The organism is Saprospira grandis str. Lewin, from assembly GCF_000250635.1.
GTDB lineage: Bacteria > Bacteroidota > Bacteroidia > Chitinophagales > Saprospiraceae > Saprospira > Saprospira grandis.
Map to the genome: position 1 here is coordinate 3,069,233 of NC_016940.1, position 24,702 is coordinate 3,093,934.

Genomic DNA, 24,702 nt, shown 5'->3' on the forward strand with positions numbered 1-24,702 from the left:
AAGCATGTCTAAAGCCAAGAAAAAAAAGAAGTCGGGAGGACAAATCTCCATGAATTTTTATAAAGACGAGCGCTGGCCCAAAATGATTGGGTTATTTCTCATCTTTATATCACTTTATCTATTGATTGCCTTCACTTCTTATCTGTTTACCTGGAAACAAGATTGGGACAAAGCCTATTGGGCCATCCTGCTTCGTCCGCAAGAGATGAGCAACTGGCTCGGGCGTTTGGGGGCGGTGCTTTCTCATAGCTTCTTTTATTGGGGCTTTGGGATTTCCTCCTATGTTTTTGTGGGCTTGTTTTATAAAACGGGCTACAATTTGGTGATGGGCGAGGGGATTCGTTCTATGCTCAAAATTTATCGTCGGGGCTTGGTCAGTATGGTTTGGACCAGCTGTTTGCTGCAATTTATTTTTCAGTCGGCTAGCTCTCAGTTTCCTTGGGGCGGAAGTTTTGGTGCCCTGATTATTGGCTCGCTCTCTTCTTTTGTCGGGACGGCTGGTATTGTGGGCATGCTGGTTTTTATTGCCCTAATTATTTTGGTCTGGCTACGCAACCCCAACTTTCAGGAATGGACCCCGCAGTTTTTTATGTCGAGCCTGGCCCCAAAAACAGTGCTGCGCAGCCTAAGCCGAGTGTTCAATAATTTTCTTAAGGGAGAAAGCCCCTTTCAGGCCGAACAACTGCCCAAAAATCAGCCTAAACCCAAAGATGTAAAGGCCGCAGGCGATAAAAACGAAAGCCTCAAAGAAAAAGAAGAACCCAAAACGCTTCGCCCCCGAACGCAAGAAGAGCGAGAGGCTGAGCTGCCCAAGCATACCGAAGATCAACGCCTGCGGGCCGAGGGACTTGTGGTGGAAGAAGCCCAACCCGAAAAGAAAAGCAAGAGCAAAGAATTGGAAGAACGAGTGAAGGGCCTCACTGAAAACCAACTCGAACTCAACCTAGAGGCCAAAAAGAAAGAACAGGCCGAATCGGATGGAGAACTAGATGTAGAACTTTTGTCTGATCAAGACAAATTGGCCCAAGATGTAGCCATCGCCGAGGAAAACTCCGACCATATCGAGCCCTATGATCCCACTCTAGAGCTGCCCCGATACGAAAGCCCCGTTTTGGATTTGCTAGAAAGCTATGAGGACCAAAAACCCGTTATCGACCGGGCCGAACTAGAAGCGAATAAGGACCAAATTATTGAGACCTTACTCAACTATAAAATCGAAATCGTTAAAATTAAGGCGACCATCGGGCCCACCGTCACCCTCTATGAAATTGTGCCCGCCCCAGGGGTGCGCATTTCTAAAATTAAGAACTTAGAGGATGATATTGCCCTGAGTTTGGCCGCTTTGGGGATTCGGATTATTGCCCCTATTCCTGGCCGGGGAACGATCGGTATTGAGGTGCCCAACCGCAATAAGCAGATTGTTTCGCTCAAAGAGGTCTTGGCCTCGCCCAAATTTAAAAATGCCAAAATGGACCTGCCCATTGCCTTGGGTAAATCCATTTCTAATGAGGTTTTTGTCGCCGATTTGGCCAAAATGCCTCACTTGCTGATCGCAGGGGCCACGGGCCAAGGTAAATCGGTGGGAATTAACACCATCATTGCTAGCCTGCTCTATAAAAAACACCCCTCTCAGCTCAAACTCATTCTGATTGACCCCAAAAAGGTAGAACTTTCGCCTTATAATGCCATCGCTTCGCACTTTTTGGGCTATCTGCCCGGCGAAGAAGAGGCCATCGTGACCGAAACGGCTCAGGTGATTCAAACCCTCTACTCCCTAACCGTAGAGATGGATGAACGCTATAATTTGCTCAAAAAAGCAAGGGTGCGTAATCTCAATGAGTATAACGCTAAGTTTGTGGCCCGCCGCCTCAATCCCGAAAAAGGCCACCGCTTTTTGCCCTTTATCGTTTTGGTCATTGATGAATTTGCCGACCTCATCATGACGGCGGGCAAAGAGGTCGAGCTGCCCATTGGCCGCCTCGCACAGCTGGCCCGAGCGGTGGGCATTCACCTGATTATCGCCACGCAGCGCCCCTCGGTAAATATTATTACGGGGGTCATTAAAGCCAACTTCCCCGCCCGTTTGGCCTTTAAGGTGGCCTCAAAAATTGACTCCAGAACCATTCTGGACGCTGGCGGAGCCGAACAACTCATTGGTCGAGGAGATATGCTGCTTTCTTCGGGCTCTACCTTGCTCCGCCTCCAATGTGCTTTTGTCGATACCCCCGAAGTGGAGCGAATTATTGACCATATTGCCGAGCAACCCGGCTATCCAGAACCCTATTATCTGCCCACTTATGGCGAGGAGGGCGGTAGCGGTGGCGATCAGCTTAGCCAGGTGCTGCACGATTTGGATGAGTATTTTGAGGATGCGGCTCGCCTGGTCGTCATCAACCAATCGGGCTCTACGTCCATGATCCAAAGACGCCTCAAATTGGGCTACAATCGCGCCGGCCGCATTATGGACCAACTAGAACATACTGGCATCGTGGGCCCCAACCAAGGCTCCAAAGCCCGAGATGTCCTCTTCATGGATGAAATCGAATTGGAGGAATATCTCAAACATCTTAAAGACCAAAAAAATAAGTTGAGCTTCAAATAAAGAAAAGCCCAGTACGCTAAGTATTGGGCTTTTTTATGCTGTTTTGGGGCCTCCGCCTCCCTTCGGTCGTCGGCGCTACGTTTCAGGGCTCGCAGGTCTGCTCGGCCCTTCGTTTTTCGCTACGCTCAAAACTCGGTCGGGCCTGCGGCCCCCCTTTCACATCGCTAGGCCAAGGCGCTTCGCGCCTTTCTGGACCAACTTAGGCTTCCTGCTTTCTTCTTCTTTTTATCCAAAGAAAACCGCCGCCCAACAAAAGAACTCCCGCAGCGCCTAGGCCATAAGCCCAAAGCGAAGAAGGGCTGTTCATGGGCTGGCTATCGCCAATCAAAATATAAGGCGACCACAAAAAAGGATGCGAGGTCTCATGATTGCCCGCTGCCAAAAACATGGTTTTGGCTTTTTGTAGGGCTTGGTCTTTGGGCATGCCCTGCTTGAGGTTGTAGTAAAAGTTTTCTACCAAAGCCGAGGTGGCTTGGTCATTTACCGACCAAAGAGTGGTGAAAATACTTTTGGCTCCAGCATAAGAAAAACTCCGAGCCAAAGAAATACTGCCCTCGCCTTCATTGAGCTCTCCCAAAGCTGTTTCGCAGGCAGAAAGGACCACCAAATCGGCTTTGAGCTGCATATTATAAATATCGCTCACATACAAAAACTCATTTTCTATGCTATCGGAAATTTCGGTAAAGGCCAAAAGCGAGAAATCTGGATCTTGGTCGTTGGCCATGCCATGGGTGGCAAAGTGAATAATTTTATAGTCTTCACCCAAGGCCTTAAACTTATCTTCAGTTGCTGCTTGGCCCATAAAAATATCGCCTGCGCCCCAAATTTCACGGACCCGTTCCACCTCTCTTTTATTATAAGTAAGTGGAGAAAGCGCAAAGCGCCGACCCCGCACAAAAGAAGCTGCTCCCTGCCCAAACTCAGGGGCAAAAGCCAAAAGTTCTTTTTTAGCCTTAGCGCCTTTGCGTTCTTTCATTTCTTGCCAAAGCGTAGCCGAGTAGTTGTAGCTAATGGCGTGCTTCTGGACCAAATAAGGGTGCGTCTGATAATTTGTGGGTTGATCTACTTCAGCGGTAATCATCGGCTCAAAGGGCAAAGTAGCCAAAGCGCCAGCGGGCACAATAATGAGCCGTTCGGGCAGTTCGCCTAGGGGCGCAATAAGGTCCTGATAAAAAGCCAAACCTTGCTCATAAAAAGCCTTTGCATCTTCTTTGTAGCTCTCCTCTGTTTTTTTGCCTAGGCCCAAATAATGCCCATAAATGCTATTGCGGTAGCTTTTGATGCGTTTCTTTAGCCCATTTCGGCTAATTTTATGGCGTTTTAGCTGGATTTGGTCCTTTTGGATACCAAAGCTATAAGTATATTCTTCGCCAACAAAAAACTCTAGCAGTCCTTGGTTTTGGGCCAAGGCCGCTTGGCAGCTCTTTAGGTCGCGGATAGGCAACTCATACTGCATTTGATAGTAGGCCGGATAATCTTCTTGCAACTCTTTTTGAAAGTGACTAAAGGCGGTTTCTTGGGCCAATAATTCTTTTTCCAAATTTTGGGCGGCTTGCTCCTTACTGCGTCCCGCCTCTTTATACTGAAAAATATCCTGCTTGAGAGTAGTGATTTTTTGGCGGAAGCCCTCCTCTTTATCCAGCAGTTGCTGAGGCAAGCCCGCTTCTTGTCTGGCTTTTGCTGCCTGAAAAGACTGTAAGAGTAAAAAGCTTTTGGCCCGCTCTGAGTAGTAAAAAGCCTTTTCTAGGTATTTAGGGTCTTCTTGGCCCAAAATATAGCAGGCATTGAGCGCATAGCTGTAATCGGATACTAAGAACGTAGACCAAGCCATTTGCCCTCCAGATTCATCAACCTGTTTGCGGACTTCATCCACTACAGCATCATAGACCTCCATAAGGGCCAAGCTTTTTAGCAAAAGGGCTTTGTCTTTTTCTTGGGTGTATTGCTCCTGGTAGAAGCGTATTTTTCGGGCCACAACAGCAGAAAGTAAATCAAGGTTGATGACATGATCGACCCAGTTTTTTGAAATGTTTTCTCCTACTTTGGCCTCTTCTTTTAAGAGTGCACGGCCTGCCTTGTCTAGCAGTTCTTGGGTGTTAGTCCATTTTTTTTGAGCAGTAGCCAATTCTGCAAGGAGGATAAATAAATTACATTTATCAAATGCAGTAAGCTCTGCTTCTTTCATGAGCTCAGCAATATCTTGTTCTAATGCCTTGGCCTGAAAAGCACTATTTTGAGTATGGCCACTAATTAAAACTGCAGAACGGAAGTAGTTAATCAGCTGACTTTTGTTTAGCTCCTTTTTATCAACCTGACTAAGAATTTGAATACTTTTCTCTAGCTGTTTTTTGTCATTATTATAGATGTATATATTTTGGTATCGTTCTGCAAGGTTGAGTGTGCTGTACAATATATTGGGGGCATCTTGGTTTGCTGTATAGAATTGCAGTGCTTTTTTCTCTGCATAAAGTGCATCTGTAAAGTCATCTATTTTTATTGCAACAGCCTGAATTGTATTGGCCTTTGTTAGGTAGAAATAGGCCTTAAGTTGTTGATTAGCGGCATTATTTTCTAATTTGCTTAGTTGGGGCTCCATACTATGGAATAACTGTAGCGCCTGTTTATACTGTAAAAGTTGGCTAAAGGTACTGGCTAGCTCAACTTTGATCCGAAAGGTAATTTCTTTGGCTGTATTTTGTCTTTCCGCTAGTATTAAGCCCTGTTTGAGCTTTTCATTGCTTCTTTGATAGCGAGCTGTTCTACTATAGACTACGCCTAGGTTGTAATAATCTCGAAAGAGTTCGGGATCATTGGGGTTAGCTTTTTCTCTTAGTGCCAGGGCTGTTTCTAGGGCGGGAGTGGCATCAATCAGGTTATCTTCATAGTAGTAGGTATAGCCTAGGTACTTATGAAGTAGGGCCATACCTTGACCTTGCATACCCAGCATTTTTTGGCCTTCTTTAATGGCATTTTCTAGCAATTTTCGGCTATTGGCATAGCCTAAATCATTCATTTGGCCCTTAATCCATTCGGCTTGGGCTTGTAGATATTGATCGGCTTGTCCTTGGGCCTTAAATTTTTGGGCCGCTTGTTGGTAAAGGGCCTGGGCTGCGGCTGGGCTTTCTGCTGATTGGGCCTGTTCTAAATACTCTTCGGCGGTTTGGGCCAGCAGAAGATTGGGCAAGAGAAAGGGGAGGAGGTAAAGGCTTTTTTTTAGCATAGTTAGGGGAGTTTTTGGGGGGGTGGGGCCGAAGCAAGAAGCTTAGATTTTGCTCTGCCGTTGAGCGGCCTAGCGCTGTGTAGGGGTGGCCCGCAGGGCCAGACCGAGCCGCCAAAGGCGGCGAAGGGCCGAGCAGACCTGCGAGCCCCGAAACATAGCGCCGACGAGCGCAGCGAGGCGGAGGCCCCAAAAAGTAAATAGAAAAACCTACTGCTTGATCCATTTTTGAACCTGTAGGCGATCATTTTGACGAGATTCGATCAGGTACATGCCAGCGGGCAAGGCCGAGAGGTCTAGGGTTTGGCTAGTTTGAAGCTCTAGTTGCTGCCAAACTTTGCCGTCTAGGCTCAGAATGCGAAGCCTGAGTGGACCATTTAGGCTTTGCAAGCGAATTTGGCCTTGGCTAGGGTTAGGAGAAAGCCAGAGCAGGCGCTCCTCTTCCTGGGCAGAATCATAGATGCGCTCTTGGCTCAAAACATAGTTGTCTGAGCAAGTTTGACGATCAATGGTGTTGTACAGAATTTGGCGAGCATCTTGGTAATGCAGACGACCTCCAGAGCTAAGTTTTAGGCTATCATCCGATTGTAATTTTGTGGCGGCCAACAAGAGGGCATTGCGTACTGCACAAGCCGAAGCATCGGGAAACTCATCAAAAAGTTGGGCGGCTGCACGTGCTACCTGAGGAGCGGCAAAAGAGGTCCCTGACTGGCTTTGCATAGTCGTTTGGCCAGGAACAAAGGCATCTAGCTGCCCATCGGCAGCCAAATCAATGTGCATAGCGCCATAATTGGAGTAGCTGGCCAAGAAATCGGGGTTGTTGGGGTTTAGAGAAGCCACGGCCAAAACATTGTCGTTAAAGCTCTCCTGAGGGTCCTCCTGCCAAGGCGAATTAGAGGGCCAGTGCTTTTGATTAGCTGTATTATAGCCATCGTTTCCAGCAGAAGTGACCAGAAGCAAATGCTCCTTACTGCCTGCATATTTAATCGTGTTTTCTAGCAAAATACAAGGTTCTCCATAATAGCCCCAGCTTGCATTGACCACGCGGATGCGGGCGGTATCGCCAGACGGAAGAACATCGGCATAATCGCTGGCTTGGCGAAGGGCACAAGCGGCTTCAAACACAGAGCCTGCTCCTGTTCCATCGGTATACTTATAAGGCACAATGGCAATATCATCATTGCTGCTGCTATTGGGGAGGATATTGGGGCTAGAAAAACCACCTAAAACAGAGGCTACAGCGGTTCCATGTCCGTGGTCGTCATAAACATTGCCGTTGCGGTCTAGGTAGTTCCAACCCCAGCCATTATCTATTTCACAATCGCCATCATCATCGATGCCATTGTTATCATTATCTTCTGTATTGACCCAGATGCGTTCTTGTAGGCTACTATTGTTATAGTCAATACCTGCATCAATCATCCCAATTAGAACAGGATTATTGTTGGGGTGGCTGGGGGCAAAGTTCGGGGCCGCAGCACTGCCATTACCGCCTGGGCCGAGGAGTTGGTAATTGGGGTCGGCGCTGAGGAGCTCTGCTTGTCCTCTAGTTGTACTTGCTGTATTTCTTGTTCCGAGTCCTACATTTTCCACCAAGGCCTGATTAGAAGTATCGCTAATTTCCCAAAGCTCAATAGAACCACAAACACAAGAATCAATCAGGCTAACGCCTAGCTCTTCTCTAAGGGCCAGTTTTGTTTCTGCCGAAACCGTATCTTGAAATTGTACCAGCATTTGCTGGCAGTTAATAGGAGCGCCCAAGCTATCAAAACAGTTGCCCACAATTAGGCGTTTGGGCCGGCTAACAAAGCTCTTGAGCGGAAAAGAATCATGACGCACCTCGGCAAAGTATTTCCAGACAGAATGCGCTGCCGAATCCAGTGGTCCCACTCTCAAAATATTGGGATGATCAATATCTGGCCCAGCCAAAAAGCCTGTATCTGTGGCCGTAACGGGGAAAATGGTATTATCAAAACCCTGTGGCGTGCCATCAGAGGCTAAGCCGCCTAGGCTTTCTACAGTGACGCCCTTCATTCTAAACCAACGAACCGTATTCACCAAATCGGGATCAAAGCCTACATTGGTGGGCAAAGAGACATATTTGCCAATGCCTCTCCGACGAACACCGCCCACTCCAGCACTATCAATACCCACTCCATAGGTAAAAGCAGCTAAGGTATCAAAAGGAAGACCCGCGCCAGCTCCACTATTCCAATAAGGCGGAATATAATGACTCACTGGGCCCGTAGTTCCCGCAGGAAGGTTGTTGTATACCGTAAACTGTGGGGCATTTACCGCCCGAACTAAGGTAAAGAAGTCATCAAAATGAAAGCGGTTGCCATCTATACCAATGCGCTTCAAGTTGCTAAAGTTACGAGCATTGCCAGAGGTGGACTGTAGCTTTCTAAAGTTACAATTAGAAATATCTAAGGTCTGTAAAGGGGCGTTTAAGTCCTGGGCGGTTAGAAAATCTTCTAGGGGAAAAATACCAAAGAGCCCAGGATTGCCAGAAAGGTCCAACACCTCCATAAATTCAGCGGTATTATCCGGAAAACTACTGAGCTGCCCATAAAAAAAGTTGTTATTTAAGCGCAACTCCTCAATTTCTCGATACTTATCCAAGAAGTTGTTGTCCAAACGACAAAGAATAGTATTATGAGACAAATCTAGATACTCCAAGTGATTAACGCCATTCTGCAAAGGATAAACACTATCCAACTCATTATGCGAAAGGTTGATGTATATCGCAGTCGCTTGGTCAATCAGCTTATCCAAATTGGCCGTGCCATCAAAGTTGTTGTGCGAAAGGTCCAAATGAAGGTCGTAAGGCACAAAGTTGGGCGTTGGGTCCGGAAAAGGATAAGTGGTTCCCAGCGCCACATTCATCGCAGAACTGGCCTCCAAACGACTCAAAGGACAGTTTTCTAGCAGCTCCTCAATATGAGCGCTTGTGGTCATCGCATTATTACTAATGTCAAGCAAATCTAAAGCGGTCGCATTGGAGGTGTTGATAATGCCTGTAAAGGCATTGTCCTTGGCCTTCAATACCTCTAAACTACTCATTGCCGATGCCATATCTAGCTGCCCCTCAAAGCCGTTTCCACTAATATCAAGTATTTTAAGGTTCTGAGAAGCAGCTGGATAAAAGGAAAATAAAGCGCTAGGCGTAACAAAGGTATTATGGCAGTAGAGCTCTTCCAATCCCGATTGCCCCGAAAAATTGACACTATAAAAACTGCTATCATAGGATAACATATTATTACTAATGTCAACTACTCGGAGCGCTTGCTGCCCTCCCTGAAACATAGCAGTAGGAAAAGAACCCAACAACCCACAACTGTCTAAGTAAATTTCTTCCAAAAAGAAAAAATCAGCCAAACTATAGCTCGTTAGGGGCATAGATAAAGGCAATCCACTCAAATCAATCCGAATGACATTCCCCGCAGCATCTGTATCTACCCCATACCAATTAGAGGCGGGGTTGCTAGGCGTCCAAACTTCTGTGCTCGCCAAATTAGTCGGAGAGTTCCAACTGTTGGCTATAGGTACGTTTTGTGCATCTAAGCCACCAAATTTTTGAGCAAATTCTACTAGCTCTAGAGAGTCTGTAGCGCTAATTTGTGCTTGCCCAAAAAAAGGCAAGAACATAAAGAGAAGGATAAAAGGGTAAGGGGATTTCAACATAGTTTCAGTTAGTTTAGGGTTGATTTGCTAAATGCAAAAGTCGCAGTCACAAAAATAGGGCAGGATTAGTAGTTTAGCGCAATTTATTTACTTTAACGTAAGTCAATGCCTATTTATAAGCTATTGCTACTATTATTTTATTTTCTATCTGATGAGGTTTTGGGGCTGCCCCGGCCTTTGGCCGGGTCGGGCTGTGCCGCAGCTCGCAGGTCTGCTCGGCCCTGCGCCGCCTGTGGCGGCTGGGTCTGGCCTTCGGCCACTGCTATCCATCCCTCAGCCAGCGGCTTCGCCGCCTCTAGATGCAAAATGGACCAAAGAAAAAAGCCCTTGGCAAGTAATTGCCAAGGGCTTCAAGCTAAAAAGTAGTCACACTAATTATAGTTCCTTGCGTCCAGCTTCTACAATGGCCAAAAAGTCTTCGGCATCCAAAGAGGCACCGCCCACCAAAGCCCCATTGATGTTGGGCTGGGCAAAAAGAGCTGCCGCATTGCTGGGCTTGCAACTTCCACCATACAAAATAGTCGTTTTCTGGGCCAAGTCCTCAGAAAATTGTTTGGCCAAATAAGCCCGAATAAAAGCGTGCATTTCTTCGGCCTCTGCCGGACTAGCCGTCTGCCCCGTGCCAATGGCCCAAATCGGCTCATAGGCCAAAACAATCCGCTCCATCTGCTGGGCATCTAGCTGTCCCAAAACTTCCTGCAATTGCTGCTCTACAAATGCTTGGGCTTGGCCCTCCTTCCGAACCGGCCAAGGCTCTCCAAAACAATAAATTGGCTGCAAGCCCTGACGCAAAGCTTGCTTGACCTTCTCCGTTAGCATTTTGCCATCTTCCGCAAAGTCTCTTCTTCGCTCAGAATGGCCCAAAATCACATACTTTATACCTAAATCAGCCAACATAGGCGCCGAAATCTCTCCCGTATAGGCGCCCTCTTTCTGAACATGGCAGTTCTGTGCCCCAATATATACATCAAAACGATCTTTGGCCAAGGTCTGGGCCGTCTGCAAATGAATGTAGGGCGGACAAATCACCATTTCTTTGCCCTCGGGCAAAGGATCTAGGGTCGAAATAATCTGATTGAGTAACATGATCCCCGGAACATAAGATTTATTCATCTTCCAGTTGGCTACCACTAATGACTTAGCTTTCATTTTTTATGGGCGGTTTTAAACTTGAATATCTATTTTTTCTCCCAAATACTTGGGCGCAGTTCCCAAGATATATAAATCTACCCAAGCCCCCAAACGGGCCAAATATTCTCTGTAAATCACTTTTTTATTGGACCATTTCGGAAAGTCAGCATCATAGGCAATGGCATCTATGCCACAGGCGCTAGCAATCCATAAAGCCCGAGGGTTATGAAAGCCCTGGGAAATAATAGTAATCTTTTGCTGCTGAAAAATCTTTTTGGCCCGCACCACCGAGTCTAAGGTCCGCAAACCCGCAAAATCCATCGTAATGGCCGAGGCGGGCACCCCCAACTTAATGAGTTTGTCGCGCATATCTCTGGGCTCATTATAATTGTGGTTACTGTTGTCGCCACTCACTAAAAAATGCTTGACCTTGCCCGCATGATAAAGCTCGGCAGCGGCTTTCATGCGCAAACTAAAAAAAGGGTTTTCATAGCGGCCATCGACCGAGCGAGAGGTGCCCAAAACTAGGGCCACTTCTCGGGCCTCAATCTGCTCCACATCTTGGTAAGATTGCCCTTTGGCCCAGCTCAACATAGCATAATTGACCGAAAGGAGTAAAATAAGAGCCGTAGCAGAAAGCGCTAAAGCCAAATAGGCCATTTTTTTCCAATGCTTTAATATTCTCATAGTTGGTAAATTGGTGGTTCAAATAGGGGCTTGGGAAATGGGGAGGCGGCAAAGCCGCCTTGGCCGAAGGCCAAAAATGGCCTAGCGCTGTGCAGGGGGGGCCGTAGGCCAGACCCAGCCGCCGCAGGCGGCGCAGGGCCGAGCAGACTTGCGAGCCCCGAAACATAGCGCCGCAGCTTTGCTGCGGAGGCCCCTAATGCTGCAGAATCAACTTTGCCGAAAACTGCTCGCTTTTTCGTCCTTTGGGCCAAAGATTGAGCAAATAACTCCCTTGGGGAATGGCCGAAAAATCTAGTGGCAAGCTGCGGCCCAAAAGTGGCGCATTGCCTCGGGCGACCTCTTGGCCCAATAAATTGAATAGGCGATATTCTATTTCATCATAGCTATCAGGCAATAAAACAATGAGTTTTCCTTGGCTAGGGTTGGGCAAGATACTCAATTTGTAGGCATTATCTTCCATGATGGGGTAGACTAAATTGGGACGGACCAAGGCCAGCGCCCGCCAAAGGTCTAGGCGGCCCCAACCTGCAGTAAAATTGGGATGGGCATCCTGGGCCAAGCCTCCACAATCTTCGCCAGGCAAGGGCAAGGCCGACTGCCGCAAAATTTCTTCTATGCGCTCCACATCTCCCTTGAGCTCGGGGGCGGCAGAGAGCAAAAGGGCCACGGCCGCAGCCACATGAGGGCCCGCCATACTGGTTCCCGAAGAGCTGCTGTAGCCTTCATTGAGGACCGAAGAGCGGATATTGACCCCGGGGGCGGCAATATCGGGCTTGGGCTTGTCGTTGCTTGGGGTCAGCGATGGCCCGCGACTACTAAAGCCTGCAATTTGGTCATCTATATTACTGGCAGCTACCACAAAAGATTCTCCAAAAATAGCGGCTGGATTTTGAATACTGCCGCAGCTAGGGCCCTCATTTCCAGCCGAAACCACCACCATAATACCGGCTGCTTTTAGGTTAATTACCGCTTGGCGAAGCAGGGCAAAGTTATCGGGATGGCAGCCTTCTACGGGGGGGCAGCCCCAAGAATTATTGATCACATCGGGGGCTTTGCTAGGGTCTGCATCGCTACCGCTAAGGTTTGTAGGGGCCAAAAACCACTCAAAGCACTCCAAATAGCTGGCGGGGCTCCCCCAGCCTCGGTCCATATTTCGGCAGCCAATCCATTGAGACTCTGGGGCAAGACCAATCGTTTCGTTGGGGGCAAGGCCCGCCATGGTCCCCATGGTATGGGTACCGTGAGCATGGTCGTCGCAGGGCGCTTGGGCATCAAAGCCACAGGGATTATCTGAAGTATTGTGCAAGGGGCTGGCCTCATGAATGGCATCATGCCAGTTATAATTATGGTCATTTTGGGCGGTTCCTCTATATTGGCTATTGATGGCTGGATGCTCCCAATCGTAGCCTGTATCTTGGCCAGCTAGCACTACCTCAGCGCCCTTAAAGCCCAAGGCCCAGAGAAGCTGCGCCCGTACCTGCTCGATGCCCCAATTGCTATAGCTTTTGCTGCCATGAGCTACTGGAAAACTTGCCTGCATATTGGGATTGGGAAGAATGCGGGCAATATCGGCTCGTTGGGCCAACTGTTCCAAATCGCTTGCTTTGGCCCAAACTCTTATTGCATTGACCACTAAAAAAGACTGATGCTGAAGCTCTAAATCCTTTAATTGGGCCAAAATAGGCTCCTGTGCAGCCTGCGCTTTTTGGAGTTGGGCAAAGACATAGCGGCCCTTGGCCAATTTGTCTTTTTTGGGCAAGTTCGGAAACTCAGCCTGCTGCTCCAACAATAAAAAACAATCAATTAAAGACTTTTGCTCCAGATCAATAATGGGCGAAATCTTTTGGGCCCAAAATAAGGTCGGTAAAGCAGAGAAAAAAAGCAGGTAGATGATGCGCATAGAACAAGTTGGTTTAAAATAAGGTCTGTAAAATTTTTAGCCATTGCTTAAAATACGTAGCCAAAAACTAAAAAGTGGGCTGCCCCCTAAGTTTAAGGCAGAAAAACATAGCGCTTTTGCTGTACCTCCCAAACTAAAGGCTGTTTTTGCTCTTCAAACAACTGATAAGCATCGGCCAAATTGGACCAAAAATCAAAGTAGGGGCTATCTTTATGCTTTTCTAAAGCAGCTGGCGCTAAGGCAAAGGGATAACAATGAACCTGCACCGAGGATTGTCCCGCAGATAAAGCCGCCGCTACCGCCCCATAAATTTCCTCAATCGCCGCATCGGTCATGGCATAACAACCAATAGAAACACAGTCGCCATGTACCATTAAATAAGAACCCGTCCGCCGATGGGCCCGATCATAGGCATTCGGATACCCCAAATTGAAGGCTAAATGATATTTGCTCTTGGGGTTGAGCTGCGATTTTTGGACCTCATAAATGCCCTCTGGCGCCCGACCATCGCCCTCCTTGAATTTTGGCCCCAAGCCCTTTTTTCCATAATTGCAGATAGGATAATTTTGTACTAAAATGTAGTGAGCCCCCTTCTCTTTTTGCATCCATAATTCTAGCCGCCGCTCCGCTTTGAAGATCCGAATCAAGACCGGATCCCCTAAATGCAAGCCCTCTTTTTCTAGCTGTTTGGTTAAGCTTCCTCTGGCCTCTATTTTCGCCAAATTAGACTGGCAAGAAAGCAAGAAGAAAAAAATGAATGGAAAAGATAAATGGCAAATATGGAATTTGGCCAACAAATTGGTGGTTGTTGAAAAGTAATGCAACATAAAAGTTTTATTTAAAGCAGCAGACAAGTCACTAATAAATAAAGATAAACATCCATCGTTTTTCTACAAATGTTAATTCGGAACGGCTTGTTAACCAATTTGTTGGAGATGCAAAGGGAATAGCTTATCTTTGTCTCCCGTTCTATTTGTCCGCCTCAATAGAACTCTACAGAAGTAGTCTTTTTTTGCAAGTTTTGGTCGCTAAACAAAATAATATCGCTTTATAAACGTCCTGCTAGCTGATAAACGCTCTTTTTTATGAGTTCGACATACAAACATTTGAAAATGAAATCATTTTTCCCCCTTTTCCTAGTTTGCAGTCTCCTCTTGGGTTTTTGGCCCAATACGACTACTGCTTGGGCTAGCCCCCAAGGCCCAGCAGAGGATTATCGTCCCCTCATTGATGATCATTTCTCTCATGTGGATTACCTCCCCCGATATCGTGAAAAAAACAAAAACTTTATTATCTCTAAGGTAGAATATGGCGCCAAAAAGGTCGTCTTGCATTGTATTTATATTTCTACCCATAACGATATGCTGGAGTTTGTCGGTCACGACCTCCCTTATGCCTGGGCTCTAGAAACCCCCAAACGGCCAGGTAGCCAACAAGAGGCTTTGCGCAAATTGGCCACGGTTAAAAATATTCGCCTCAATAATGAATTGCAATTAGCCGAGCTAGGAGCCGAACAACGCTTTCCTATTATGCCCCAAAAAGGCGATGTCCTTAGCTGTGAGTTGCATGTAGAAAATTTACCCTATTTCGTTAAGGTGGTTAACCTCACTGGCGGACCACAAGATGCCAATTTTAGAACGTATTTCGAGGTGAGTGACCTCATGCTAAAGTCGGCCACTAGCCCCACCCTAGGCAGCCAACAAGAAATGAAAACGAAGCTGGATAATTTCTATACAGCCTTTAGCTACGCAAAGTCTAAGGTCTATGAGTCCGAAGAACTCATCCCCAAAGCCGAAAACCTAGGCGAACGCCCCAATATGCCCATTCAATCGGCAATGCAGCCCGTAGATTATATGCCCAATATGCTCAATACGGTAGAAGATCTAGAATGCCAAAAACGGGTGATCCTCAAAAATGTCTATTTCCACGACGATAAAGCCCGCTTTTCTAGACGGGTACAGGCCATGAAAACCTTGGGTATTGTCCAAAATTATCTAGAACGATATCCTTCTGCTAAGGTGGTTTTGCACGGACATACCGATATTTTTGGCGATGCCTACAATAATCTCATCCTTTCTAAGGAACGAGTTTTGGCCGTCAAAAGAGCCTTAATCCAAAAAGGGGTGGATCGCAAAAGAATTATTACCCTACATCATGGTGGCTCTCAACCTTTGCCGCATCACGAAAATGGCGGGGCCGTTAATCGCCGAGTAGAAGCCGAAATTATTTGTGGCGAACAAGATGGTCCAAATTAAGTAATGGTCCAGATTCAAAAAAATAGCCCTCAGTAGCTGCTGCTGCTGGGGGCTTTCTTTATTCTTTTTTGGGGCCCGCGGCCGGCTAGCCTTCGGCTAGCTCGGCCGCCGCTATGCTTCGCCGCTCGCAGGTCTGCTCGGCCCTGCAGCCGCCTGCGGCGGCTTGGGTCTGGCCCTTCGGGCCACGGCTGCGCAGCGCTGGGCCAAATAAGGCCTGGCCGAGGAGCTAAGAGAGTTGCTGGGCCAATAACTCCATATAATGTTCAATTTCCTGAAACTCTTGTAAAAAAACTTTGGCCTCTTGCCGTACTGTTTCTGCACTCAATGGCTGACGAACAGATAACTCAAACCGCTTGCCCTTATGAGATAGGCCCAAATATGCTGTCTGGTCCACAAAAGCAAAATAAACAGGCCGCTCCCAACGAGCCGCAATATCGAGCAAAACCTGCTGTAAGTCCAAACGCAATAGCTTGCGGCTGCCCTCAGGGCTGTCGCCATAAACGGCATAACGCTCCGAAAATTCGGGTAGGCCCTCAATTTCAATATGCTTTTGCTTAATCTGAAGCAGCGAAAGTGCATCATTTACCCAAGAAAACCATTTAGAATTTTGGGAGTTTTTGATCAATTGTGGAATCACTAAGGTGGACCCAATTTGGCTGCTATTGGGCAGGCGAATACGGCCAAAAATTCCCTTAAACACAACAGAAATATTGACCTTTTTCTTGTTGCCACTGCGGTTTTCTGTCCGCCTTTTGGCCTCTATTTCTGAAAAATCGACGGGAAATTTACCAATTTGGCCCACAAACAAGTCTTCGCCTTTTAGGATATTGGGCGGTGGTTGAAACAAGCCCGCTCTGCGCAAGTCATCTAGGGTTAAGCTATTTTTTGGCCGATACTCAAAATGCGGATGCTGGCCCAAAAGCGGCAGCAAAAGCGCTTCTTTCACCTCGCTCCTCAGGCGGTCCAAACGATTGCGGCCCGCTCTAGAAAAGAGCACAATTGCCCCAATAAAAAAAATAAAGGCCGCCACCCCAGTAGGAATCGGAATTGCCTTGCTATCTAAATTGCTCAGAGCAATATAGGCAAAAAGCAAAGCGATGGCCAAGGGAATTAGGGCCAAGGATTTGAGCAAATAGTAGGGGATCAGCTTGCGTTTGCGCAGCTTTTCGGCCTTAGGAATCAGCTGTTCAATTTCTTGGATATGCGCATTGAGGTCAAACATAAAGAGGGAATTAGAGCAAAAAAATGGTCCAGTAGGGCGGCGAAGCCGCCCTGGCCTAGCGATGTGTAGGGGTGGCCGTAGGCCAGACCGAGCCAGCTTGCTGGCGAAGGGCCGAGCGAATAGCGAGCCCCGAAACGTAGCGCCGCAGCAAAGCTGCGGAGGCCCCAAAACAAAATACAAAAAAATTACTTTTGGCAATTTAAAAGTTGCTCTTGCACCTGATCGAGTTGTAGAAACTCCCCCTTATTGCCCCAAGAATTGCGCACATAATTGAGCACATTGGTAATTTCTACGGCGCTAAGGGCTTTATTTTCGGGCATTTCATTGTCAAATTCTTGTCCATTGACGAGAATAGGGCCATGCAGGCCGTAGCGGACCCAGCAGGCGGCGGCCGTACCGGCCTGCATCAGGGCATCGGCTTGGGCGAGGGGTGGAATCAGTTCTTCTAGGCCTTCGCCTTGGTCGCCATGGCAGTTGGCGCAATGTTTTTCGTAGAGCATGGCGCCATCGCCGTAGGCATTGGGTTGCTCGCAGGCAAAAAGGCCCAAAAGCAGGAAGGATAAAAGGAAAATGGGACGCATAAGCGGCTTATTTTTCGGCCAAAAGGATGGCAATATCTTTAATGAGGTCCTCCATTTTTTCGGGATCTGTACCATCATACATTCCCCGAATACGGCGGTGGCGATCGACTAAGGCCAGGGCCCCGCTATGGTCAAAACCACCGGGAGCGCCCTCATCGACCAAGGCCGCAATGAGATATTCTGGTGAGAGCTTATAGATATCCTCATGTTTGCCCGTGAGCAAATGCCAGCTTTTGGCGTCAATATTAAACTTATCGGCATACCAAGCGAGGCGGCCAATAGTATCGTGTTTGACATCGATAGAGTGGGAGAGGAGCAAGAAATCATCTCGGTCTTTATATTCCTTGTACACCTTTTTGAGATTGGCCTTCACCTTTGGGCAGATCGTGGGGCAGGAGGTAAAGAAGAAATCGGCGACATAGACCTTGCCCTCTACGGTAGCCTGGGTAATATTTTCGCCTTCTTGGTTGTAGAGGCTAAAATCTGGAATTTTATGTTCTGTAGAGTCATAGACGGTTTTGCCATCAACGGTTTTTTCAGTCACTTCGGGCTGGCCCAAAACGGGTAGTTTTTTTTGTGGGCTAGAACTACAGGCGCCTAAGGTTGCTATGGCGAGCAGAAAGATGAAAAATTTAGTATTCATAGTAGGACAATCTTTATTTAATCTCTTCAAGGAAGCCTTTGGCGTTTTGCATACTGCTTTGCATTAGCCTTGTGACCTCTTCAATCTTTTCTTCTTCAGTTTGTAGATAGCTCCAAAGTTCTTTTTCTGAGCTTTGGGCATAAAAGTCCTCATTGAGGTGAGGATTTTTAAAGGCATTCATCCAGTCAAACATGGCCTCATGTCCTTTTTTGAGCTGGGCCAAAATGAGCAGAGCGGCCTTTTTTTGTTCTGCGGGCAGGCTATCTGCGGCAGATAATTTACGCAGCTTAAATTGATAGGCTTCTAGCTGCCCAATTTCGGGCATAATGCTATCGTGTTTGGCCACGACAAGCGTATAGAGCGAATCTAATTGGGGAGAAAGGCCGCTTTGATTGTTGGGGGCAGGGGCGGGATTTTGGCAGGCTGCAAGTAGGAGCAAGCCAAGAAATAAAGCGTGGAATTTAGCCATTTTTTTGTTGATTTTTTAGCCATTTGAGTCCTTCTCGTCGAGAAAGACCCGAGAGTTTAGCTTCATTTGTATGAATAAAAGTAGTAACAGCTGGGCCATCGGTTTTAGAGTACTCTCGGAGCGACCAGCCGATTGCTTTTCGGATAAAAAAGTCGGTTTCGGGGGCTAGTTCTAGAATAAATTCTTGCAAGAGGGGCCAATCTGTTTTGTCTTTATAGCGAAGCTGAAAGAGCAGGGCCGTTCTTCGGAGCCAGAGGTCTTCGGATTGAACCCAGTTTTTTACCTCTGTTTTAAGGGCTGGAAAACGTTGCAAATAGGAGCCAATGAGTTTTGGACCAATATAATCGCAGCTATCCCACCAACTATTGCCTTGTAAGAGCTGGAGTAAAAAGGGCAGCAGCTCTGCATTTTCTGTTTTTTTCAAGGGCTTTTCTAAGAGCTCCATAGCCTGATAATGCAACTCTCGATAATCCTGCGCCCAAAGTAATTGTACAAAATCAAATAAATCTTGTCCCTGAGGCAGCTGCCTTTTAGCCCAAAATACTTTTTGGGTCGTTTTCCGAATAGGGGCAGGCAAGCCCAAAAAGCTAAACTGATTCCGCATATAAGCAGACATAGGCGCAGCCTTCTCTTTAATAGCCGCTTGCTGAAAACAAGAAACTAAGGCAAGCATTAAACGCTGAACTGTTTTGTCGGTCTGTTTCAAAAGTTTACAAAATTTTAATATAGGTGGGTTTAGTGAAATTTTGTTTTGGGAAATTTAAGACTTAGCCATTTTTGAGTTAATTTTAGTAAAGTGAGGAATACCCTTAATTTCTAATAAAACATTTTGCTAATCCCCCTAGAGCGTCATTTCACTCCTAAACTTAATTTTTATGAAGAATAGTTATTTGATGTTGCTCCTCTTTAGCCTCTCTTCTACAGCACTGCTAGCACAACCAGCCGAGGCCTACCTCTCAGAAGAACATTACAAAAAATTAGATGGCAACTTAGAGCGCCTTTTTCATCTGCGTCAAGGTGTTTTTCGGCAAAAGAATAAAGCCCCTAATGGCGAGCTAAAATCATGGTACGTGAATTCTGGCCAAGATAGTGTGATGCTGTATACCGTAGCCCTAGGGAATAAGTACCGAGATGGCTACTGGCTGTTGCATTATCAGTTTATGAGCAATTTGCCCGATATGCCAGTTTATACCGCCCTAGAACATATTACAGAAATTAACCGCGATAGTTTACATGGGCAAATGTATAAACTTCCTGTAGAAGTTAAATTGAGCCAGCTCTTAAAAAAGCCCAAAAAAACCCTAGGCAAAATTAAATTAGATCTAGAAGAATTAGAGGCTCTAGATGAGGAAATTTTTTATTGGAAAAGGGACTATAACAGCTTTGAAGGACACTCTTTACCCTATTTCCAAAACCAAGCAAAAAGAGAAGAGAAAAAATATACCGTAGACTACTACTATATCCACCTAGATGCCCTTTGTTTTATGGCCAAACCCGCCAAGAAGAAGGTTAGTATAGAGGTGGTCAAAAAACATATCCCTAAGGTAGAAGGCTATAAAACCTTTTTGCTCCGTAGCCAACCCTACCAAACCGCCATTTTTGAAGACTATTTTAAAAAGCCTAAAAAACGCTAAGCAGATTTTACTCCCCAAAAAACTATGTTTACCAAATTAGTTGATTATTTATTGGCCTAAATGACTGCAAATAAAAATTATTATCGGCTTTTTTGCTTAAATGCAAACAAAATGCTATTTTTAGGGTTGTGAAGATAGCCCTAGCAATAGGCGCTTTCCCATTAAAGAAGAGATAAGGCCCAAGGCCCTATCTCTTCTTTTGGGTTTAAGGAGACCCCTTAAACTATAGTAATTCTGAAAGTATAATCTATAAAAACATACAATCATGGCAGAACTTGTTGATAATAAACAAACAGAGGTGCTAAAAGGTGCGGAGTATTTGGTCCGCGATAGCCAAGCAAAAGAAACTTATATCCCCGAAGAAAGTAATGAGGAGCAGGAGATGATTCGCCAAATGGTGAAGGATTTCTGCGAAACGCATATCTACCCCAATTACGCCAAAATCGAAAAGCAAGAAAATAATATTGCTAAGGATCTTTTGGCTGTAGCAGGGGAGCAGGGCCTTCTCAGCGCACATATTCCCGAAGAATATGGCGGAATGCCCATGGATAATAATACCAATACCATTATTACCGAAGAGGTGGGCCGCTCGGGCTCTTTCTCTGTAGCTGTAGCCGCCCATACGGGTATCGGTATGCTGCCCATCCTTTATTATGGTACCGAAGAACAAAAACAAAAGTACTTGCCCGGCCTTTGCTCTGGCCAAATGGCCGCCTCTTATTGCCTTACCGAACCCGGCTCTGGCTCCGATGCCCTAGCCGCTAAAACAAAGGCAATCCGCTCTGAAGATGGAGAACATTTCTTTATCACCGGACAAAAAATGTGGATCACTAACGGCGGTTTTGCCGATGTATTTATCGTCTTCGCTCAAGTAGATGGCGATAAGTTTACTGGATTTTTGGTAGAACGTGGAGCCGAAGGCCTTAGCCTTGGCGCCGAGGAAGATAAACTCGGGATCAAAGGTTCTTCTACTCGCCAGGTGTTCTTCGAAAATGTAAAGGTGTCTAAGGATGCCGTTTTGGGAGAAATCGGAAAAGGCCACCTAATCGCCTTTAACGTACTCAATGTGGGCCGCTTTAAGTTGGGCGTAATGACCCTAGGCGCCGCTAAACGCAATGCCGACCTAGCCGTGCAATACGCTAACGAACGCCATCAATTTAAACAGCCAATTAGCAATTTTGGGGCTATCCAACATAAGCTGGCCCAACAAGCTACTCAGATTTATGCCGCAGAATCGGCGCTCTACCGTAGCTCTATGCTCCTCCAACAAAAGGCTAAGGCCCTTATGGAAGCAGGCAAAACTTTTGCCGAGGCCAAACTAATCGCCGCCGAAGAATATGCCGTAGAATGCGCTATGCTTAAGGTGATTGGCTCCGAAATGCTCGATTATGTAGTAGACGAAACGGTCCAAATCCATGGCGGAAATGGCTTCTCTGAAGAGTATTCTGCTGCCCGCGCTTACCGCGATGCTCGGATCAACCGCATCTTTGAAGGTACCAACGAAATTAACCGCCTGCTCACTTTCTCTATGACGATGCGTAGAGCTATGAAAGGCGCTATCGATATCACTGGCCCCGCTTGGGAGGTGCAAAAGGAGTTGGCTAGCATGCCCAAAATCGAAAATCTAGACGGCCCCCTCGCTCAAGAAATCAAAACGGTTAAGCAGCTCAAGAAAATGGCCCTTATGGTGGCCGGTGGTGCCGCTAAATATCAACTTGATGGCAAATTGGACCTCAAAAATGAACAGGAAATCTGCATGAATATCGCCGACCTGATGATCGACGCTTTCGTGGCCGAGTCTTTCCTTCTCCGGGTCCAAAAATTAGCCGAACTCGGAAAAGATAATAGCAACCCCGAAAAAATGCTTAAGATTTTCCTTAACGATGCCCTCGATCGCGCCGCCAAAAATGCCAAAGATGCACTCTGCTCTTTCGCCGATGGCGATGCCCTCCGCATGATGCTCAATGGCGTGAAACGCTTTAGCAAAGGCGGACAATATAATGTCAAAAATCTAGCTCGTGAAGTAGCCAAAACTTTTATCGACGCTAATGAGTACTGCTTCTAATTAGCAGAATATCAATCAAATTCAAAAAGGTCTGCCTCCTCAGAGGTAGACCTTTTTTGTTTGGGCCTTGGGGCTGTCCTGTATCCGAATAAAGTTTTACCCTAGGCGAGTCAACTTCATGAGGGTTTCAACCCTCATCTATATATTATTGCGTAGCAATACCATTGTTGCTGTAGGTTTCAACCTACAGTGATTGCAGTTCTCTAAGCCTTCAAGCGCTCCACCAAATCAATCCTCCGCCCAAACTTTACAACCCTCTGTGCAGTTCTGACAAATGTCTATCTGATCCCGCCCCCTAAATAGCAATTCTCTAAATTCCTGATAGGCCTCCGACCACCAAATTTCCTCAAAACTTGCCGACTGCAATTGCCCCAACTCATGCTGCGCATCTTTGTCAAAACAACAAGGCAATACCCGCCCATCCCAACTAATCACACAAGAGTGCCAAAGCTTCCAACAATGGTTCAATAACTCATTCTTAATGATATAACTGCCATCCGCCTGCTTGGCATAACGAGCATATTTATTTTGTGTGGGAATCAAGGGGTTGCCCTGCTTGTAATCATAGATCTGGGCGGTCTTCAATTTAACCTCATCGACCCCTATCTCTTCCGCCAAACGATAAATGTCTGGTATCTGATGCTCATTGGGCCGAACTACCAAAAACTGAAAGATCAAATAGGGCGTTTTGCTCTTCAGTTTCTTGCGCCACTTGACCATATTCCTGGCCCCCTGCAAGACATTCTCCAATTTCCCACTCTTCCGATAGGCCGAGTAGGTCTCCTGATCACTGCCATCTATAGAGATAATCAAACGGTCCAAACCAGATTCTACCGTTTTCTTCGCATTGGCCTCATTCAAAAAATGTGCATTGGTAGAGGTGGCCGTATAAATGCCCTTTTGCTTGGCATAAGCGACCATCTCCAAAAAGTTGGGATTGATGTAGGGCTCTCCCTGAAAGTAAAAGGTTAGGTAAAAGAGCTGCCCCCCCATTTGGTCCATCAAACTCCTGAAAAAATCAGCCTTGAGGTTGCCCGTTGGCCTAGAAAAGTTGCGCAATCCACTAGGGCATTCCGGACAACGAAGGTTGCAAGCCGTGGTCGGCTCTATGGCAATAGAAAAAGGCAAACCCCATTGCTTGGGCCGCCCCAATAAACGACTATAATAATAGGAGCTGTAGACTTTGACTAGATTCCAAAACCGTTTGGGCCCAATACGACGCCCCAAATTCCAGGCATCCTGCAATTTGGCTAGTTTAGACATAAGGAAGGTAACGTTCTTCTAATATATTACGATGATGACTCTCATGACCCAAGATGATGTAGGCCAAGGCCCGAACCGAACAAGTTTTGCCACTAGCTACTCCCCGCTTTAGCCAATCTTCTGCCCGAAGATGTAGGAAAAACCGCTGACTAAATTGTCGCAAACTCTGCCAATCCACTAAGAGATCGGAAAGCTTGCGCTGCTCCAAATTAAGGGCCGCAACATAGGCGTCTTCATCAAATCCCGCCAAGGCCTGCCCATCGTTCCGAACAAAACGCAGGGCTCTATATAACATAATTTGCTCGGTATCTATGCAGTGCTGTACCAATTCCTTTATGCTCCATTTGCCCTCTGCATAGGCAAAGTTGCCCGCCTCTAAAGGCAAATGCCCCAATAGCTCAAGGGTTTTGTCCATGTTCAACTGAAATTGCGGCAAGAGCGGCCTAGTCGGAACCAAGTTGATGTAGTTGGCATAAAAGGGCGCAAATTCTCCCGCTTCCGGAGGTGCTACTGTTTGTTCCATTGACAATGAATTTTCTTTTCTTTAAATAGTTCTTCCCAAGCTGCTCGACTTTCATCGGTCTCCAAACTCAAAGGGTTGCCCTGCACATAAAGTTTTTTCAAATTGGGTAGGTCTTCTAGCCAAGCAGGCAGCTGCTCCAACTGATTATCCCCCAAATGCAGTTCTTCCAAATCTTGCAATTGCCCCAATGCCTCAGGCAGTTGGTCAAGCTCGTTTTGGTCCAAATATAAAATGCGCAAGGCCTGCAAATTCGCAATGCTAGCCGGCAAAAAGGCCAGCTCGTTCTCACTCAAAAAGAGCTGCTCCAACTGCGGCTGATACTGCAATTGCTCCAAAATGACCGGCAGGTCCATATAACTCATCTTCCTCAGCCAAAGCCGCCTCAACCCCTTGGCCTGCCGCATCTCCTTGGGCCAGTCTTCTAGCTCCTTTTCATATAAATAAAGAACCCGCAAGCTGTCAAATTGCTCTCCCGCTAAGCCTGCCAAATCCCGACAAGCCCAAGATGGCGGCTGCGCTTGCCCCATCGCAAACTGCCAAAACAAAAGAAAGCAAAACAAAAAATATAATCGCCTCATCAATATCGTTTTTTGTCAAAATAAAGCCGCTCAAGCACTGAACTACCCTCAAAATACTGCTTTTCTAAAGATTTTAAAACCTTCTCTTCGGCTAAGTCCCTAGATGCTTCCCCTTTTCGCCAGCCTATATCCCCTCCCCAGCTACATCATCTCCAAAATACTACTCTTTTTTCTGCCTTTAGGAGGCTGTTTTGGGGCTGCCCCTGCGGCCTTCGGCCTTGGGTCGGGCCATTGCGCAGCTCGCAGGT

General features: G+C 46.7%; 18 protein-coding genes. 4 read left to right on the top strand and 14 right to left on the bottom strand.

The genetic code is table 11. The features are described 5' to 3' along the window. Positions 1-4 precede the first annotated feature (4 nt). Positions 5-2,602 (top strand): FtsK/SpoIIIE family DNA translocase, encoded by a 2,598-nt coding sequence (locus SGRA_RS13580; protein ID WP_041329669.1) that lies wholly within the window; start codon positions 5-7, stop codon positions 2,600-2,602. A gap of 199 nt (positions 2,603-2,801) precedes the next feature. Here SGRA_RS13580 and SGRA_RS13585 read toward each other — a convergent pair whose 3' ends face one another. The 6 genes from SGRA_RS13585 to SGRA_RS13615 form a co-directional block, all read right to left on the bottom strand. Then, positions 2,802-5,822: a CHAT domain-containing protein gene (locus tag SGRA_RS13585; protein WP_015693318.1), complete on the bottom strand. Its 3,021-nt coding sequence runs from the start codon at positions 5,820-5,822 to the stop codon at positions 2,802-2,804. Between the two features lie 207 nt (positions 5,823-6,029). Further along, positions 6,030-9,503, bottom strand: a complete 3,474-nt coding sequence (locus tag SGRA_RS13590) for a S8 family serine peptidase (protein ID WP_015693319.1) — start codon at positions 9,501-9,503, stop codon at positions 6,030-6,032. A 375-nt stretch (positions 9,504-9,878) separates the two neighbouring features. Next, the gene (gene tpiA, locus SGRA_RS13600) at positions 9,879-10,652 is read right to left on the bottom strand and encodes a triose-phosphate isomerase (RefSeq protein WP_015693321.1); all 774 of its coding nucleotides are present in this window, start codon (positions 10,650-10,652) and stop codon (positions 9,879-9,881) included. A 15-nt stretch (positions 10,653-10,667) separates the two neighbouring features. Next, positions 10,668-11,321, bottom strand: coding sequence for a SanA/YdcF family protein (locus SGRA_RS13605; RefSeq protein WP_245538559.1), 654 nt, complete (start codon positions 11,319-11,321; stop codon positions 10,668-10,670). Positions 11,322-11,514: 193 nt separating this feature from the next. Continuing rightward, a complete protein-coding gene (locus SGRA_RS13610; protein WP_015693323.1) occupies positions 11,515-13,221 on the bottom strand; it encodes a S8 family peptidase in 1,707 nt (568 codons plus the stop codon). A 92-nt stretch (positions 13,222-13,313) separates the two neighbouring features. Beyond that, positions 13,314-14,048, bottom strand: coding sequence for a L,D-transpeptidase family protein (locus SGRA_RS13615; RefSeq protein ID WP_015693324.1), 735 nt, complete (start codon positions 14,046-14,048; stop codon positions 13,314-13,316). Positions 14,049-14,333: 285 nt separating this feature from the next. Here SGRA_RS13615 and SGRA_RS13620 point away from each other — a divergent pair, with 285 nt between their 5' ends. Continuing rightward, complete coding sequence (locus tag SGRA_RS13620) at positions 14,334-15,476, top strand: OmpA family protein (protein WP_015693325.1); 1,143 nt, start codon at positions 14,334-14,336, stop codon at positions 15,474-15,476. Between the two features lie 226 nt (positions 15,477-15,702). On the opposite strand, the gene SGRA_RS13625 is transcribed toward SGRA_RS13620, so the two are convergent. From SGRA_RS13625 to SGRA_RS13645, 5 genes are all read right to left on the bottom strand, one after another. Next, on the bottom strand, positions 15,703-16,698 hold the full coding sequence (locus SGRA_RS13625; protein ID WP_015693326.1) for a DUF3137 domain-containing protein: 996 nt from the start codon (positions 16,696-16,698) through the stop codon (positions 15,703-15,705). 185 nt (positions 16,699-16,883) lie between these two features. Then, positions 16,884-17,279: a c-type cytochrome gene (locus tag SGRA_RS13630; protein ID WP_015693327.1), complete on the bottom strand. Its 396-nt coding sequence runs from the start codon at positions 17,277-17,279 to the stop codon at positions 16,884-16,886. A 7-nt stretch (positions 17,280-17,286) separates the two neighbouring features. Next, positions 17,287-17,922: an SCO family protein gene (locus SGRA_RS13635; protein ID WP_015693328.1), complete on the bottom strand. Its 636-nt coding sequence runs from the start codon at positions 17,920-17,922 to the stop codon at positions 17,287-17,289. A gap of 13 nt (positions 17,923-17,935) precedes the next feature. Further along, on the bottom strand, positions 17,936-18,391 hold the full coding sequence (locus SGRA_RS13640; protein WP_015693329.1) for a hypothetical protein: 456 nt from the start codon (positions 18,389-18,391) through the stop codon (positions 17,936-17,938). Then, entirely contained in the window at positions 18,384-19,064 is a 681-nt protein-coding gene (locus SGRA_RS13645) for a DNA alkylation repair protein (protein ID WP_015693330.1), read from the bottom strand. Before SGRA_RS13645 ends, SGRA_RS13640 begins: the two co-directional genes overlap by 8 nt. Before the next feature lie 202 nt (positions 19,065-19,266). Here SGRA_RS13645 and SGRA_RS13650 point away from each other — a divergent pair, with 202 nt between their 5' ends. Both SGRA_RS13650 and SGRA_RS13655 read left to right on the top strand, forming a co-directional pair. After that, positions 19,267-20,025 (top strand): hypothetical protein, encoded by a 759-nt coding sequence (locus SGRA_RS13650; RefSeq protein ID WP_015693331.1) that lies wholly within the window; start codon positions 19,267-19,269, stop codon positions 20,023-20,025. Positions 20,026-20,290: 265 nt separating this feature from the next. Next, positions 20,291-22,090: an acyl-CoA dehydrogenase family protein gene (locus SGRA_RS13655; protein ID WP_015693332.1), complete on the top strand. Its 1,800-nt coding sequence runs from the start codon at positions 20,291-20,293 to the stop codon at positions 22,088-22,090. A gap of 228 nt (positions 22,091-22,318) precedes the next feature. On the opposite strand, the gene SGRA_RS13660 is transcribed toward SGRA_RS13655, so the two are convergent. From SGRA_RS13660 to SGRA_RS13670, 3 genes are read right to left on the bottom strand one after another with little or no spacing between them, the layout of a single operon-like run. Then, complete coding sequence (locus tag SGRA_RS13660) at positions 22,319-23,353, bottom strand: radical SAM/SPASM domain-containing protein (RefSeq protein ID WP_015693333.1); 1,035 nt, start codon at positions 23,351-23,353, stop codon at positions 22,319-22,321. Further along, positions 23,346-23,876 carry a DinB family protein gene (locus tag SGRA_RS13665; protein ID WP_015693334.1) on the bottom strand — a complete coding sequence of 177 codons (531 nt, stop codon included), beginning with the start codon at positions 23,874-23,876 and terminating at the stop codon, positions 23,346-23,348. Before SGRA_RS13665 ends, SGRA_RS13660 begins: the two co-directional genes overlap by 8 nt. After that, a complete protein-coding gene (locus SGRA_RS13670; RefSeq protein WP_015693335.1) occupies positions 23,861-24,454 on the bottom strand; it encodes a leucine-rich repeat domain-containing protein in 594 nt (197 codons plus the stop codon). The genes SGRA_RS13665 and SGRA_RS13670 overlap by 16 nt, the downstream gene beginning before the upstream one ends. Between the last annotated feature and the right edge of the window lie 248 nt (positions 24,455-24,702).

Bases quoted from the DNA above. Each gene is read 5' to 3' on its own strand.
- SGRA_RS13580 (WP_041329669.1), top strand. From the start codon at position 5: ATGTCTAAAGCCAAGAAAAAAAAGAAGTCGGGAGGACAAATCTCCATG.
- SGRA_RS13585 (WP_015693318.1), bottom strand. From the start codon at position 5,822: ATGCTAAAAAAAAGCCTTTACCTCCTCCCCTTTCTCTTGCCCAATCTT.
- SGRA_RS13590 (WP_015693319.1), bottom strand. From the start codon at position 9,503: ATGTTGAAATCCCCTTACCCTTTTATCCTTCTCTTTATGTTCTTGCCT.
- tpiA (WP_015693321.1), bottom strand. From the start codon at position 10,652: ATGAAAGCTAAGTCATTAGTGGTAGCCAACTGGAAGATGAATAAATCT.
- SGRA_RS13605 (WP_245538559.1), bottom strand. From the start codon at position 11,321: ATGAGAATATTAAAGCATTGGAAAAAAATGGCCTATTTGGCTTTAGCG.
- SGRA_RS13610 (WP_015693323.1), bottom strand. From the start codon at position 13,221: ATGCGCATCATCTACCTGCTTTTTTTCTCTGCTTTACCGACCTTATTT.
- SGRA_RS13615 (WP_015693324.1), bottom strand. From the start codon at position 14,048: ATGTTGCATTACTTTTCAACAACCACCAATTTGTTGGCCAAATTCCAT.
- SGRA_RS13620 (WP_015693325.1), top strand. From the start codon at position 14,334: ATGAAATCATTTTTCCCCCTTTTCCTAGTTTGCAGTCTCCTCTTGGGT.
- SGRA_RS13625 (WP_015693326.1), bottom strand. From the start codon at position 16,698: ATGTTTGACCTCAATGCGCATATCCAAGAAATTGAACAGCTGATTCCT.
- SGRA_RS13630 (WP_015693327.1), bottom strand. From the start codon at position 17,279: ATGCGTCCCATTTTCCTTTTATCCTTCCTGCTTTTGGGCCTTTTTGCC.
- SGRA_RS13635 (WP_015693328.1), bottom strand. From the start codon at position 17,922: ATGAATACTAAATTTTTCATCTTTCTGCTCGCCATAGCAACCTTAGGC.
- SGRA_RS13640 (WP_015693329.1), bottom strand. From the start codon at position 18,391: ATGGCTAAATTCCACGCTTTATTTCTTGGCTTGCTCCTACTTGCAGCC.
- SGRA_RS13645 (WP_015693330.1), bottom strand. From the start codon at position 19,064: ATGCTTGCCTTAGTTTCTTGTTTTCAGCAAGCGGCTATTAAAGAGAAG.
- SGRA_RS13650 (WP_015693331.1), top strand. From the start codon at position 19,267: ATGAAGAATAGTTATTTGATGTTGCTCCTCTTTAGCCTCTCTTCTACA.
- SGRA_RS13655 (WP_015693332.1), top strand. From the start codon at position 20,291: ATGGCAGAACTTGTTGATAATAAACAAACAGAGGTGCTAAAAGGTGCG.
- SGRA_RS13660 (WP_015693333.1), bottom strand. From the start codon at position 23,353: ATGTCTAAACTAGCCAAATTGCAGGATGCCTGGAATTTGGGGCGTCGT.
- SGRA_RS13665 (WP_015693334.1), bottom strand. From the start codon at position 23,876: ATGGAACAAACAGTAGCACCTCCGGAAGCGGGAGAATTTGCGCCCTTT.
- SGRA_RS13670 (WP_015693335.1), bottom strand. From the start codon at position 24,454: ATGAGGCGATTATATTTTTTGTTTTGCTTTCTTTTGTTTTGGCAGTTT.